Source organism: Streptomyces chumphonensis, from assembly GCF_014779715.1.
GTDB classification, from domain to species: Bacteria; Actinomycetota; Actinomycetes; order Streptomycetales; family Streptomycetaceae; genus Streptomyces; species Streptomyces chumphonensis.
The window spans coordinates 13,596-26,331 of record NZ_JACXYU010000016.1; the positions used below are offsets into that span (position 1 = coordinate 13,596).

Consider the following 12,736-nt stretch of genomic DNA (forward strand, 5'->3'; position numbering starts at 1 on the left):
GTGGTGACCCTGAGCACGCTCCGCGCCGTCAACCCGGACGACTTCGAGCAGGCGGCCGACGGCTACCACGCGGTGAGCAGCGCCGCCGGCGCCGCCAAGGACCGCCTGGCGAACGAGATCATCGCCAGGTCCATGCCCGTCCACGGCCGGGACGACGCCGTCGCGGGCCTCGTCGGGCAGGCGGCGGACGCCGCCCGCAAGCGCCTGCAACGACTGGCGGACAACTACCACTACACGCAGGTCGAGTGCGGCCTCGTGCGCGCCGTCCTCAACGGCTTCGCCGCCGACCTGCACGCGGCGAAGCAGAAGCTCGACGCGGCGCTCGACGACGCCACCGCCTCCGGGTTCACCGTGACGTCCGACGGTTCCGTCACCTTCCCGTCCGCGGGTGAAAGGGTCGACGGAAGGACCCCGGAGGGCGGTACGGCCGTCTCCTACGGCGACCCGGCGGCGAACGGACTGGCCGACCAGGCCGCCCACCTCGACCCCAACCCGCACCACGCCCGGGCCAAGGACTGCGCGGACCGCATCGCCGAGGCGCTGCGGGAGGCCGAGGAGGCCGACGAGACCTGGGCACCGAAGCTGAGGGCACTCAAAGCCCAGAACGACCTGACCGTCAGCCACGCCGACTGGGCCGACGTCCACAGCGACCAGGAGGCCGTCCAGCAGGGCGCCGACCGCTACCTCGCCCAGGGCGACATTCCCGATGGCAGGCCCCCGCGAGAGAACGCGGCATGGTGGAACGACCTCACCGATGAGCAACGCGCCGACTACACGGCTCTCTACCCCTCCTCCATCGGCGCACTGGACGGCATCCCCTCCGACGTCCGCGACGAGGCGAACCGCGCCGTGCTGGCCCAGACACGCGGCCACTACGAGACCCAACTCGCGGCCCTGCCTGCCAAGCCCGCCTTCGACCCGTACAACCAGCCTGGGCTCTCCGAGGACGTCACCTGGCGCGACCGTCAGGCGCGCGTCCTCGACTGGGAGGAGAAGTACGGCGCGGAGCATGACCGCCTCACCAAAGCCCTCACCGGCATGGAGGCCATCGACCGCCGCATCGACAACACCGGAAGGAACGGCCTGCCGGAGGCGTACGTGCTGGGCTTCGACGCTGAAGGCAACGGCCGCGCGATCATCGCCAACGGCAACCCCGACACAGCCGACCACACCGCCGTCTTCGTACCCGGCACCGGTTCGAATCTGGCCAAGGCGGAGAACGACATCGAACGCATGGGTCTTCTGTGGCGGGCCTCATCCGCAAACCCTGGCGCCGGAGACGTAGCCACGATCACATGGATTGGCTATGACGCACCCCAGGAGATTCCGCTGGCCGCCTCGGCAAGCTATGCAGACAAGGGCGCAGAATCCCTCAGCTCCTTCATGGAAGGGCTCGAAGCCTCTCAACCGAGAGAAGGTGGAAGCCATTACACCACCATCGGGCATTCCTACGGGAGCACGCTCATCGGGTACTCAGACGCACGGGGCGACCTGCGGACAGACGATGTCATCGTGGCCGGTAGCCCGGGACTCGGGCCGTGGGCAACTCATGCCTCGGACATGCACGTTCCTGATGGCCACGTGTGGAGCGCAGAAGCAGACGAAGACTACGTACCGGATGGCGGCCGCTTTTTCCACGGGGCCGCAGATCAACCAACGCTCGACCGAGAAAGGATCGTGCCGAGCGACAAAGAATTTGGCGCCCACCGCATTTCCACCGGCGACCCAGGTGCCCCCGGCTACGTGACAGGACACAGCGATTACTGGAGGGAGGAATCCGTCAGCCTGAGAAATCAGGCAAAAATCGTGACGGGCGACTATGACCAAGTCACCACTGTCGATGACTAGAAAGGCGACCACCTGGCCATGCACATTGGCACTGCTGACACTCGCAGGTTGCACAATGATGCCTGACGGCAAAGCACAGCACGAGGAGACTGTCGAGACGAGCAGCGTCGCGCGTGTAGATGCACAGACCAAGGAGGTGTCGAGTCAACTCCTCGACATTATTGACGTATCTGGAAGAGTATCCGAGCCGGGACCCGGCGTCACTCAGTGCGACCAGAGTAGGAGCCGCGAGCGGTACTTCAGAATGAATCACTCCTGGAGTGTATCGAGTCAGGACACGGACCAACTGGGCAAAGCCATGCGACGCCTGCTCGACAAACTCCCGAAGCAGGGATGGGAAGTAGTCAGCTATGGCCCGAACAACAGCACCTCCAAGACTCTGACCCTCATCGCCGACCATCCAGCTAAGCGATTCGGCACGAACATCGAGTTCTGGGAAAGGCGCCCAGAGGGAAAGACACCCGGTCTCTTGGTAACAGTTGTCTCAGGGTGTTATGCAGTCCCGGAGGGGGAGCACGTAGAGCACTACTGAAATTCATCACACGGACATCGGGCGAAGAAACTCGCCACCGAGTAATACGGACGAAAACGACCTGTACTGCCGCGTTTCCGCGTTGACGGATGGCGGATTTTCGGCCCGGGAGGGGCTGTGCGGGGCTCGGCACGGAGGGTGCGAGCCCCGCAGCGCAGCGGCGGGTCAGGCGAGGCGGTGCATCCAGCCGTGGGGGTCGGGGGCCTGGCCGGTCTGGACGGCGAGGAGGCTCTCGCGGAGCTTCATCGTCAGCTCACCGGGCTCCCCGTCACCGACCGTCCAGTTGCCGCGGGCGGACTTCACCGAGCCGACCGGGGTGATGACGGCGGCGGTGCCGCAGGCGAAGACCTCGGTGATCGTGCCGTCCGCGTTGCCCTCACGCCACTCGTCGGTGGAGATGCGGCGCTCCTCCGTGCCGTAGCCCATGTCGGCGGCGATGGAGAGGAGGGAGTCGCGGGTGATGCCGGGCAGGAGCGTGCCGGTGAGTTCGGGGGTCACGACCTTGGCGTCGGCGCCGCTGCCCATCACGAAGTAGAGGTTCATGCCGCCCATCTCCTCGATGTAGCGGCGCTCGGTGGCGTCCAGCCAGACGACCTGGTCGCAGCCGTGGCCGGCGGCCTCGGCTTGGGCGACGAGGGAGGCGGCGTAGTTGCCGCCGGTCTTGGCCTCGCCCATGCCGCCGGGGGCGGCGCGCACGTACTCCTCGGAGAGCCACACCGAGACGGGCTTGACGCCGCGCGGGAAGTACGGTCCGGCGGGGGAGGCGATCACGACGAACAGGTACTCGTCGGCGGGCCGGACGCCGAGGCCGACCTCGGTGGCGAACATGAAGGGACGCAGGTAGAGGGATTCCTCACCGGCCCCGGGGACCCAGGCGACGTCCTGCTGGACGAGGAGGTCGCACGCCTCGATGAACGTCTCGATGGGCAGTTCGGGCATCGCGAGGCGGCGGGCCGAGCGCTGGAAGCGCAGCGCGTTGGCCTCGGGGCGGAACGTGGCGACCGAGCCGTCGGCCTGACGGTACGCCTTCAGCCCCTCGAAGATCGTCTGCGCGTAGTGCAGCGTCATGTTGGCCGGGTCGATCTGGAACGGCGCGTAGGGCTCCAGCTGGGCGTCGTGCCAGCCCCGCCCCTCCGTCCAGCGGATCGTGACCATGTGGTCGGTGAAGCGCCGACCGAAGCCGGGGGCCGCCAGCACCGCTTCGCGCTCCTTCTCGGGCAGCGGCTGGGTGGAGGGCTTGAGGCCGAATTCGATGCGGGGCGTCGTCATGAGCGCGTCCTTCACTGTGGTGGTGTGGCGGACCGCGCGCGGTACGTGGACGTCCTAGCTTCTCCTCACACGGCGGCCCCACGTCCGATTATCGCGCGTGGGGCACCGGGTCAAGGACTCGGGTGCGGCGGCCCAGGGAACAGATGGTCGCACCCCGGCCGCCGCGGGGCACAGCGGCCGGGCGCGGAGCCCGGCGCTGTGGGAGGCGGCGGACTCAGCCGGCTACTCGTGCGGCGATCGCGTCACCGATGGCGTCGGTGGAGCGCGGGGCCGCGCCGTCACGGGCGGAGAGGTCCGCGGTGACGGCTTCCTCGACGCGGGTGGCCTCGGCGTCGAGGCCGAGGTGGCGCAGGAGCAGGGCGACGGAGAGGATCGTCGCCGTGGGGTCGGCCTTTCCGCTGCCCGCGATGTCCGGGGCGGAACCGTGCACCGGCTCGAACATCGAGGGGAAGGCGCCCGTCGGGTTGACGTTGCCCGACGCGGCCAGGCCGATGCCGCCGGTGACGGCGGCGGCCAGGTCGGTGATGATGTCGCCGAAGAGGTTGTCGGTCACGATGACGTCGAACCGCGCGGGGTCGTTGACCAGGAAGATCGTGGCGGCGTCGACGTGCAGGTAGTCCGTGGTGACGTCCGGGTACTCCTGGCCGACGCGCTCGAAGACGCGGGTCCACAGGGAGCCGGCGTGCACCAGGACGTTGTTCTTGTGCACCAGGGTGAGCTTCTTGCGCGGTCGCGCCTGGGCCCGCTCGTACGCGTCCCGGACGACGCGCTCGACGCCGTAGGCGGTGTTGACGCTGACCTCGGTGGCGACCTCGGCGGGCGTCCCCGTGCGCAGGCTGCCGCCGTTGCCGGTGTAGGGGCCTTCGGTGCCCTCGCGGACGACGACGAAGTCGATGTCCGGCCGGCCGGCGAGCGGCGTGGCGGTGTTCGGGAACAGCTTGGAGGGCCGCAGGTTCACGAAGTGGTCGAAGGCGAAGCGCAGCTTGAGCAGCAGCCCCCGCTCCAGGACGCCGGAGGGAACGCTCGGGTCGCCGACGGCACCGAGCAGGATCGCGTCGTGCTGCCGCAACTGCTCCAGTTCCTCGTCGGGGAGCGTCTCGCCGGTGGCGTGCCAGCGGCCCGCACCGAAGTCGTACTCCTTGCTCTCCAGCTTGACGTCCTGCGGGAGCACGGCGGTGAGGACCTTCAGGCCCTGCGAGACGACCTCCGGGCCGATGCCGTCGCCGGGGATCACTGCGAGATCAATGCTTCGCGCCATGCGTCGGACCCTACTCCTGTCCCATTTCTCGACCGGGATTCGTCCACCATGCGGACGTGGTGGACGAACCCCGGCCCCGGTCTGCCGCGTTCGGTCGAGGTGGTCGCGTTGGTCGCGTTCGCGGCGTCAGTGTCCGGTGGCGCCGCCGTTGTCCCGGCGGTCCAGGGCCCGCTGGAGGGCGGCGGCGGCGTTCTTGCGGGCCGCGTCGGCGGTGTGGTCGGCGCGGCGGGTACGGCGGCGGGCGGTGACGTCCATGGTCAAGCTCCTTCAGGCAGGGGGACCCCGAGAAGAGACAACAGAAGCGCCGGTGAGGGGCGGGGGCGTTCCGCGCGGCAGGGGTGGCCTGCATCGGGCACGGGGCCTCATCCGCCGTTCGCTGATGGAGCGAGACGTTCGGCTGCTACCACGGTACGAGCAGACGGCTGTGATGTCTCGCCAAATAGTTGGCCTTCCTACTATCTGAGACGAAGACCACCCCGCAGCGGGAGCACAGCACGTCAGTGGGGCTGCCGGGGCTCGTGCGAAAGCAGCGTGCGCAGTGCCTGCTGTAGTTCGTGGAGGCCCTTGATGCACAGGACCCCTTCCGGGGCGTCCTGCCCGCGCCGGTCCAGCCAGACGCCGGCGAGTCCGGCGGCCACGGCGCCCTGTGCGTCCGTCGTCAACTGGTCACCGACGTAGACCACTTCATGGGGCGGGAGGTCCATCGCCGCGCATGCGGCGAGGAACGCCTCGGGGGCCGGTTTGGCGCAGCCGAGCTCGTCGGCGCACAGGAGGACCTCGAATCGGTCCCGGATGCCGAGCCTGCGCAGCTTGCGTTCCTGGTTGTGGGCGGAGGAGTTCGACAGGACACCGTGCCGGTAGCCGTCACGCAGCGCGTCCAGCGCGGGCAGGACGTCGGGGAACAGGCACCAGGCGGCCTCGTAGTGGGCGATGTACCGGTTGAACCAGGCATCGGCCTCGGCGTCGCTCATCTCGATGCCGAGGAATCCGCGTGCCCGGCCCCGGCGGTGGTCGTGAAAGCCGAGCTCACCGGCGAGGAACAGCGCGAACTGCTCCTCCATGACGGCCTGCCACCGCTCCAGGACCGGGGCGGGTGACGCGTCGCCGTCCAGCAGGCCCTCCTCGGCGAGATGCCGGAGCACACCGGTGCGGTCGGCCCCCGTGTAGTCGAACAGCGTGTCGTCGACGTCCCACAGAATCGCCCGAATCGCCATGCGGCCACCCTAAGCGCCGGGCGGCGGGTTACGCCGTCTGCACGCGCGCCGACGTGCGGCGCGGGGGGCCGCCTGTCTACGTTGGGTGGCGCAGTGGTGACGCCGGGCGACCGGCCGTGCGGACGGTGGACACGCCGCCGCCCGGCCCGCCGGGCGCACCACCGATCACCGTGCACCAGAGGGGTGAGACGTGTCGACCGACGAACCGAGCGGTACCGCCACCGCGCCACCGGACCACGCGGCAGCGCCGCATCCCGGGGAGGGCCGGCTCAAGCGCGTCGTGTTCCTCGGGTCGTCCCTGCTGATCCTCGCCGTCTCGATCTGGGCGATGATCACCCCGGAGGGGGCCGAGGACACCATCGGGGTGATGGTGGAGTGGATCTCCGACGGCTTCGGCTGGTACTACTTCCTCGCCGCCACGCTCTACCTGCTGTTCGTGGTCTACGTCGCCGTCTCCCGGTACGGCAACATCAAGCTCGGCCCCAAGCACTCACGGCCCGACTACGGCCTGTTCGCCTGGGCGGCCATGCTCTTCGCCGCCGGCATCGGCATCGACCTGATGTTCTTCTCCGTCAGCGGCCCGGTCAGCCACTACCTCGCGCCGCCGGAGGGGGACGCGCAGACGGTCGAGGCCGCGCGCCAGGCCGTGGTGTGGACCCTGTTCCACTACGGCATCACCGGCTGGGCCATGTACGCGCTCATGGGCATGGCCCTCGGCTACTTCGCGTTCCGCTACCGCCTGCCGCTGGCCATCCGCTCGGCGCTGTACCCGATCATCGGCCGCCGCATCTACGGACGGATCGGTGACACCGTCGACCTCGCGGCGATCATCGGGACGGTCTTCGGCATCTCCGTGTCGCTCGGTATCGGCGTCGTCCAGCTGAACTACGGGCTGAACTACCTGTTCGACGTGCCGGAGGGGACGGCCGCCCAGGTCGCTCTGATCGCCGTCGCCGTACTCATGGCGACGGTCTCCGCCGTGGCGGGTGTCGACCGCGGCATCCGCCGCCTCTCCCAGCTCAACGTGCTGCTGGCCATCCTGCTGATGGGTTACATCCTGTTCGCCAGCAGCCCGATCCGGCTGCTGAACAGCCTCATCCTCAACATCGGCGACTACGTCAGCCGCTTCCCGTCGATGACGCTGAACACCTTCGCCTACGACCAGCCCACCGAGTGGCTCAACAGCTGGACCCTGTTCTTCTGGGCCTGGTGGGTGGCCTGGGCGCCGTTCGTCGGCATGTTCCTGGCCCGGATCTCCAAGGGCCGCACGATCCGGCAGTTCGTGGCGGCCACACTGATCATCCCGTTCCTGTTCACGCTGACCTTCCTGTCGGTGTTCGGCAACAGTGCGCTGTTCCTCGTCCGGGACGGTGACGAGGCGTTCGGCGAGACCGCGATGAACCTGCCCGAGCAGGGCTTCTACGGGCTGCTCGACCAGTATCCGGGGGCGCTGTTCAGCGCTGGGCTGGCCACGATCGTCGGTCTGCTGCTCTACGTCACCTCGGCCGACTCCGGCGCGCTGGTGATCGGCAACCTCAGTTCGCACCTGCGCACGCCCCTCACGGACGCCGTGCCGTGGCTGCGCATCTTCTGGGCGGCGGCCACCGGCCTGCTCACCCTGGCGATGCTCCTCGTCGGCGGGGTCGACGCGCTCACCAACGCGACGATCATCATGGGGCTACCGTTCTCGTTCGTGATGTTCCTCATCATCGCCGGGCTCTACAAGGCCCTCCGGCTGGAACGCATGCGCGAGGAGGCTCTCCTGACGAGTCTGCCCTCCTCCCTCTCCGGCCGGATGACGCACCGCACCGCCCCCGAGTGGACGTGGCGGCAGCGACTCGCCCGGACCATGTCGTACCCCGGCAAGCACAGCGCCGCGCGCTTCGTGGACGAGGTGTGCAGGCCGGCGTTCCAGGAGGTCGCCGGGGAGTTGCGCCGCAGGGACGTCGAGGCGACGGTCACCGAGGAGATGGACGAGGAGCTGAACCTCCCCCACGTCGGCCTTCAGGTGCCCATCGGTGAGCGGGAGGAGTTCGTCTACCGTGTGTGGCCCATCGAGACGGCCACCCCCGCGTTCGCCACCCGCTCGGTCACGGCCCACGACACCTACGTGCGCTTCGAGGTGCAGCTCGCCGAGGGCAGCCAGGGCTACGACGTGATGGGGTACAGCAAGGAACAGCTCATCGCCAACATCCTCGACCAGTACGAGCGGCACCTGGAGTTCCTGCGCATGCACCGCGAGGCCGCCGCCCGCTCGGCCCTGCCCGACCACCGCCCCGACATCGCCGAGGTCCACCTGCCCGAGGACGAGCGCTGAGCCGTCCGCTCTTGCGTCCGCGCCGCCCCGCCTGCCCGACGCGTCCGGCAGGCGGGGCGCGTCTTCCGGATTCCGAGGTGCGCCGGACGCGGAATCGTGGTCGGATGCCGGGTTGTGGAATCCATCGACTACGGGCTCACCGACCGGCGGGGGCGCGCCGTCGCCCTGCATGAGGTGGGCGACGACAACTGGCGGGCGGTCGCCGACATCGCCCCGAAGGACGAGCAGCGGGCGTTCGTCGCGGCGCTCGGCGCCCGCTACCTGCTGCTGTCCCAGCGCGAGGACGAGTGGCACTCGCTCGCCGTCTGCGCGGACGGCGTCGTCGTCGGGCACGTGATGTGGGGCTTCGACCCGGCGGACGGCGCGCACTGGATCGGCGGTGTCCTCGTGGACGCCGACCACCAGGGCCAGGGCATCGGCCGCGCCGCCGTCCGCACGCTGACGCGGTGGCTCGGGGAGCAGCCGGAGTGCCGGGAGCTGCGGCTCTCCTACCACCCCGCCAACCAGGCCTCCGCCCGCCTCTTCGAGTCCCTGGGCTTCACTCCCACGGGTGACCAGGAGGACGAGGAGATCGTCGCCGCGCTGCCGGTCCGCCCCTGAGTGACGGGCCGAGCGGGTCTCGGCTGGCGCGTGTCCGGTGACGATGCCGCTCCCTTCGGGGAGCGGTGTGCTTCCGGACCGGCGCTCGTGCGGGCCGCAGCGCCCCTACGCCGCGCGCACCGGAACCCGGCAGCGCACCTGCTTGCCGATCGCCGAGTTGCGCACGTGCCAGCCCGGAGCGAGCAGGTCCAGAAGGCCGAGACCCCGTCCCCCTTCGGCGACCGCGCTGTCCAGCGGCGTCGCCGCGCGCTCGGGCAGCAGACCGGGGTCCGGGTCGTGCACGTTCACCGCGAGGCCGAAGGAGGTGGCGTACACCTCGACGACGAGCGGCACCCGGTCCCCACAGGCCCGGACCGCGTTCCCGACCAGTTCCGACACCACGAGCTGCGCGCTCTCCACGGCCTCCGCACCGACGTCGCGGCCGGCCAGGGCGTCGCGGGTGAGGCGACGCAGGCTGCGCAACGTCTCGGGGGACGCGCAGAAGTGCGCCACGAACCCGTCGACCCGCCGCCGCACATAACAGCCGGGAGCGTGGAGGGCCCCGGCGTCGGGGGGCGGGAGGGGAATGCCGCTTCGATCGGAAAGCATCGCGTCTCCTCATGAGGGGGCGGGCGCTGGCCGGGTCCGGTCGGCGCGAGCCGGTCAGCTGAGCTGTCGGCGGTGAGAGCATCACTCACAGGCAGATGTTTTCTCCATCGGGTAGAAAGTTTTCTACCCGATGGAGTGAACGGACCTCCGCGTAGCCATCGGGGCTGCTTCTGGCTGACACACTCCCCGCATGCCCAACTCACCCGTCGTTCCGACCATCAGGCGCAGGCGCCTCGGCGCCACCCTCCGACGGCTGCGCCACGAAGCCGGTCTGACGCTCGAAGCGGCCGCCGCCGCGATGGGATGGAAGGCACCGAAGCTTTCGAAGATCGAGAGCGCCCATCAGTCCATCCGGGCGAACGACGTGACAGCTCTCCTGGCCGTGTACGGCGTTGCCGACGCGGCTGTTGAGGCCGCCCTGGAGAACCTGGCCCGGGATGCCGGAAAGAAGGGGTGGTGGCAGACCTACAGCGGCCTCGCCTCGCCCGCCTACGCCGACCACATCGCGCTGGAGACCGACGCGGAGGCCATCCACGCCTGGTCACCGCTGCTTGTGCCCGGTCTGTTGCAGACGGCCGCCTACGCACGGGAAACCATCACCGGGGCGACCACCACGCGCAGTACCGAGGAGGTGACGGGCCTGGTCGAGGTCAGGATGGCGCGTCAGGCCGTGCTGTCACGGCCCGGACGAGTACCCGAGTTCTGGGCAGTAATCCACGAAGCGGCACTTCACCAGCGCTTCGCCGTCCGCCCCACCACGATGCGCGACCAACTGCGGCGTCTGCGGGAAGTCTGCGAGATGCCCAACGTCACGGTGCAGTTGATGGCGCTGGACTCCACGCCCCACCCGGGACTCGTCGGCGGATACACCCTCACGCACTTTCCCCACCCCATGCCGCCCATCGCCCTCTTGGAAAACCTGAGCGGTGCCACTTACGTTGAGGGAGACGACGCGGCACCCTTCACCAAGGCTTTGGAGCGCATCCGGGCTGCGGCCCTGCCGGTGGAGGACTCGCTCGCACGGATCATGGAGATGGAAGAGAGCCACAGGACGTGACGGACGTGAAGGCGCGGCTGTACACGCACGATCTCACCGGCGCGATATGGCGAAAGGCTTCTGCCAGCGGCCCGGAACACGACTGCGTGGAGGTGGCGGAGCTGCCGGAGGGGGCGCGGGCGGTGCGGGACTCCAAGAACCCCGAGCGGGAGCCGCTGCGGTTCACCGCCTCCGAGTGGGCCGCGTTCCGGCAGGGAGTCATAGCCGGAGAACTGTGACCCGCTACGACCAGGCCGGACGGGAGGCTAACCACCGGTCGACGGCGGCGTCCATGGCCTCTTGGCCGAAGTCCGCCGCCGCGCTCGAGAAGTCCTGCTCGAAGCCCTGCGGCAGGCGAGGCCCGGCGCCGCCGTGGGGCGCGGGGCCGGGCCTCGTCGGTGCCGGGGGCCGGGGTCAGCCCATGTGCGGGTAGCGGTAGTCGGTCGGGGCGACCTGCGTCTCCTTGATGGCGCGCGGCGACATCCAGCGGAGCAGGTTGAACTTCGAACCGGCCTTGTCGTTCGTGCCGGACGCCCGGGCGCCGCCGAACGGCTGCTGGCCCACGATGGAGCCGGTCGGCCGGTCGTTGAGGTAGAAGTTGCCCGCCGCGAAGCGGAGCTTCTCCGACGCCTTGGCCAGCACGGCCCGGTCCTTGGCGAGCACGGCGCCGGTCAGCGCGTAGGCGGAGGCGGACTCCATCTGGTCCAGCATCGCGTCCCACCGCTCGTCCTCGTAGACGTGGACGGCGATGATCGGCCCGAAGTACTCGGTCTTGAAGACGTCGTTCTCCGGGTCGGAGCAGACGATGACCGTCGGGCGGACGAAGTAGCCCACGGAGTCGTCGTAGGTGCCACCGGCGACGATCTCGCAGGTCGGGTCCGCCTTGGCGGCGTCGATGGCGCCCTTGTTCTTGGCGAAGGCCCGGTCGTCGATGACGGCGCCGATGAAGTTGGTCAGGTCGGTGACGTCGCCCATGGCCAGGCCCTCGGTCTCCGCGACCAGGTCCTCACGCAGGCCGCCCTCCCACAGGGAGCGCGGGATGTAGGCGCGGGAGGCCGCCGAGCACTTCTGGCCCTGGTACTCGAAGGCGCCCCGGGTGATGGCGGTCTTGAGGATCGCCGGGTCGGCGGTGGGGTGGGCGACGATGAAGTCCTTGCCGCCCGTCTCGCCGACGATGCGCGGGTAGGAGCGGTAGCCGGAGATGTTGGTGCCGACCTCGCGCCACAGGTGCTGGAAGGTGGCGGTGGAGCCGGTGAAGTGGATTCCGGCCAGCTCCGGGTGGGGCAGGGCGACCTCGGAGACGTCCTTGCCGTCGCCCGTGACGAGGTTGATGACGCCCGGCGGCATGCCGGCCTCCTCCAGCAGCTCCATGAGCAGCACGGCGGAGTGGGTCTGGGTGGGCGACGGCTTCCAGACGACGACGTTGCCCATCAGCGCCGGGGCGGTCGGCAGGTTCCCGGCGATGGCGGTGAAGTTGAACGGCGTGATCGCGTAGACGAAGCCCTCCAGCGGGCGGTGGTCCAGACGGTTCCACACGCCCTTGGGCTGGATGGGCGGCTGCTCGGTCAGCAGCTCGCGGGCGAAGTGCACGTTGAAGCGCCAGAAGTCGACGAGCTCGCAGGGCGCGTCGATCTCGGCCTGCTGGGCCGTCTTGGACTGGCCGAGCATGGTGGAGGCCGCGATCGTCTCGCGCCACGGGCCGGCGAGCAGCTCGGCGGCCTTCAGGATGATGGCGGCGCGGTCGTCGAAGGACAGGGCGCGCCAGGCCGGGGCGGCGGCGAGGGCGGCGTCGACGGCGTCCTGCGCGTCCTGGCGCGTCGCGTTGGCGTAGGTGCCGAGCCGCTTGGCGTGGTGGTGCGGCTGGACGACGTCGAAGCGCTCGCCGCCGCCCATGCGCTTCTCCCCGTTGATCGTCATGGGGAGGTCGATCGGGTTCTCGGCCAGCTCCTTCAGCTTGCGCTCCAGCCGGGCCCGCTCGGGGCTGCCGGGGGCGTAGCCGTGCACCGGCTCGTTGTACGGGGCGGGGACCTGGGTCACAGCGTCCATGGCTGGCATGTCTCCTTCGTGGGGTCGG

The 12,736-nt window shown here is 69.6% G+C and carries 12 protein-coding genes; 6 read left to right on the forward strand and 6 right to left on the reverse strand.

Annotated features, from left to right (window positions below):
- Positions 1–3: 3 nt before the first annotated feature.
- A complete protein-coding gene (locus IF129_RS22700) occupies positions 4–1,848 on the forward strand; it encodes an alpha/beta hydrolase (protein ID WP_191211659.1) in 1,845 nt (614 codons plus the stop codon).
- 58 nt (positions 1,849–1,906) lie between these two features.
- Positions 1,907–2,380 carry a hypothetical protein gene (locus IF129_RS22705; protein WP_191211660.1) on the forward strand — a complete coding sequence of 158 codons (474 nt, stop codon included), beginning with the start codon at positions 1,907–1,909 and terminating at the stop codon, positions 2,378–2,380.
- Positions 2,381–2,545: 165 nt separating this feature from the next.
- Here IF129_RS22705 and IF129_RS22710 read toward each other — a convergent pair whose 3' ends face one another.
- The 4 genes from IF129_RS22710 to IF129_RS22720 all read right to left on the reverse strand — a co-directional run bounded on the left by IF129_RS22710 (position 2,546) and on the right by IF129_RS22720 (position 6,121).
- Positions 2,546–3,649, reverse strand: coding sequence for a branched-chain amino acid aminotransferase (locus IF129_RS22710; RefSeq protein ID WP_191211661.1), 1,104 nt, complete (start codon positions 3,647–3,649; stop codon positions 2,546–2,548).
- A 214-nt stretch (positions 3,650–3,863) separates the two neighbouring features.
- Positions 3,864–4,907, reverse strand: a complete 1,044-nt coding sequence (locus tag IF129_RS22715) for a 3-isopropylmalate dehydrogenase (protein WP_191211662.1) — start codon at positions 4,905–4,907, stop codon at positions 3,864–3,866.
- A gap of 126 nt (positions 4,908–5,033) precedes the next feature.
- Positions 5,034–5,162, reverse strand: coding sequence for a hypothetical protein (locus IF129_RS26820; RefSeq protein ID WP_263576266.1), 129 nt, complete (start codon positions 5,160–5,162; stop codon positions 5,034–5,036).
- Between the two features lie 242 nt (positions 5,163–5,404).
- Positions 5,405–6,121 (reverse strand): HAD family hydrolase, encoded by a 717-nt coding sequence (locus tag IF129_RS22720; protein ID WP_191211663.1) that lies wholly within the window; start codon positions 6,119–6,121, stop codon positions 5,405–5,407.
- A gap of 190 nt (positions 6,122–6,311) precedes the next feature.
- On the opposite strand from IF129_RS22720, the gene betT reads away from it, so the two are divergent.
- Entirely contained in the window at positions 6,312–8,438 is a 2,127-nt protein-coding gene (betT, locus tag IF129_RS22725) for a choline BCCT transporter BetT (protein ID WP_191211664.1), read from the forward strand.
- Between the two features lie 114 nt (positions 8,439–8,552).
- The gene (locus IF129_RS22730; RefSeq protein ID WP_381480445.1) at positions 8,553–9,038 is read left to right on the forward strand and encodes a GNAT family N-acetyltransferase; all 486 of its coding nucleotides are present in this window, start codon (positions 8,553–8,555) and stop codon (positions 9,036–9,038) included.
- Positions 9,039–9,143: 105 nt separating this feature from the next.
- Here IF129_RS22730 and IF129_RS22735 read toward each other — a convergent pair whose 3' ends face one another.
- Positions 9,144–9,626, reverse strand: coding sequence for an ATP-binding protein (locus IF129_RS22735; protein WP_191211665.1), 483 nt, complete (start codon positions 9,624–9,626; stop codon positions 9,144–9,146).
- 190 nt (positions 9,627–9,816) lie between these two features.
- Between IF129_RS22735 and IF129_RS22740 the strand changes: the two genes are divergently transcribed.
- Together IF129_RS22740 and IF129_RS22745 are read left to right on the forward strand one after the other, a co-directional pair.
- The gene (locus IF129_RS22740) at positions 9,817–10,683 is read left to right on the forward strand and encodes a helix-turn-helix domain-containing protein (protein WP_191211666.1); all 867 of its coding nucleotides are present in this window, start codon (positions 9,817–9,819) and stop codon (positions 10,681–10,683) included.
- Entirely contained in the window at positions 10,680–10,901 is a 222-nt protein-coding gene (locus tag IF129_RS22745) for a DUF397 domain-containing protein (RefSeq protein ID WP_191211667.1), read from the forward strand. Before IF129_RS22740 ends, IF129_RS22745 begins: the two co-directional genes overlap by 4 nt.
- A 175-nt stretch (positions 10,902–11,076) precedes the next feature.
- Here IF129_RS22745 and pruA read toward each other — a convergent pair whose 3' ends face one another.
- Positions 11,077–12,708 (reverse strand): L-glutamate gamma-semialdehyde dehydrogenase, encoded by a 1,632-nt coding sequence (pruA, locus tag IF129_RS22750; protein ID WP_191211668.1) that lies wholly within the window; start codon positions 12,706–12,708, stop codon positions 11,077–11,079.
- Positions 12,709–12,736 lie beyond the last annotated feature (28 nt).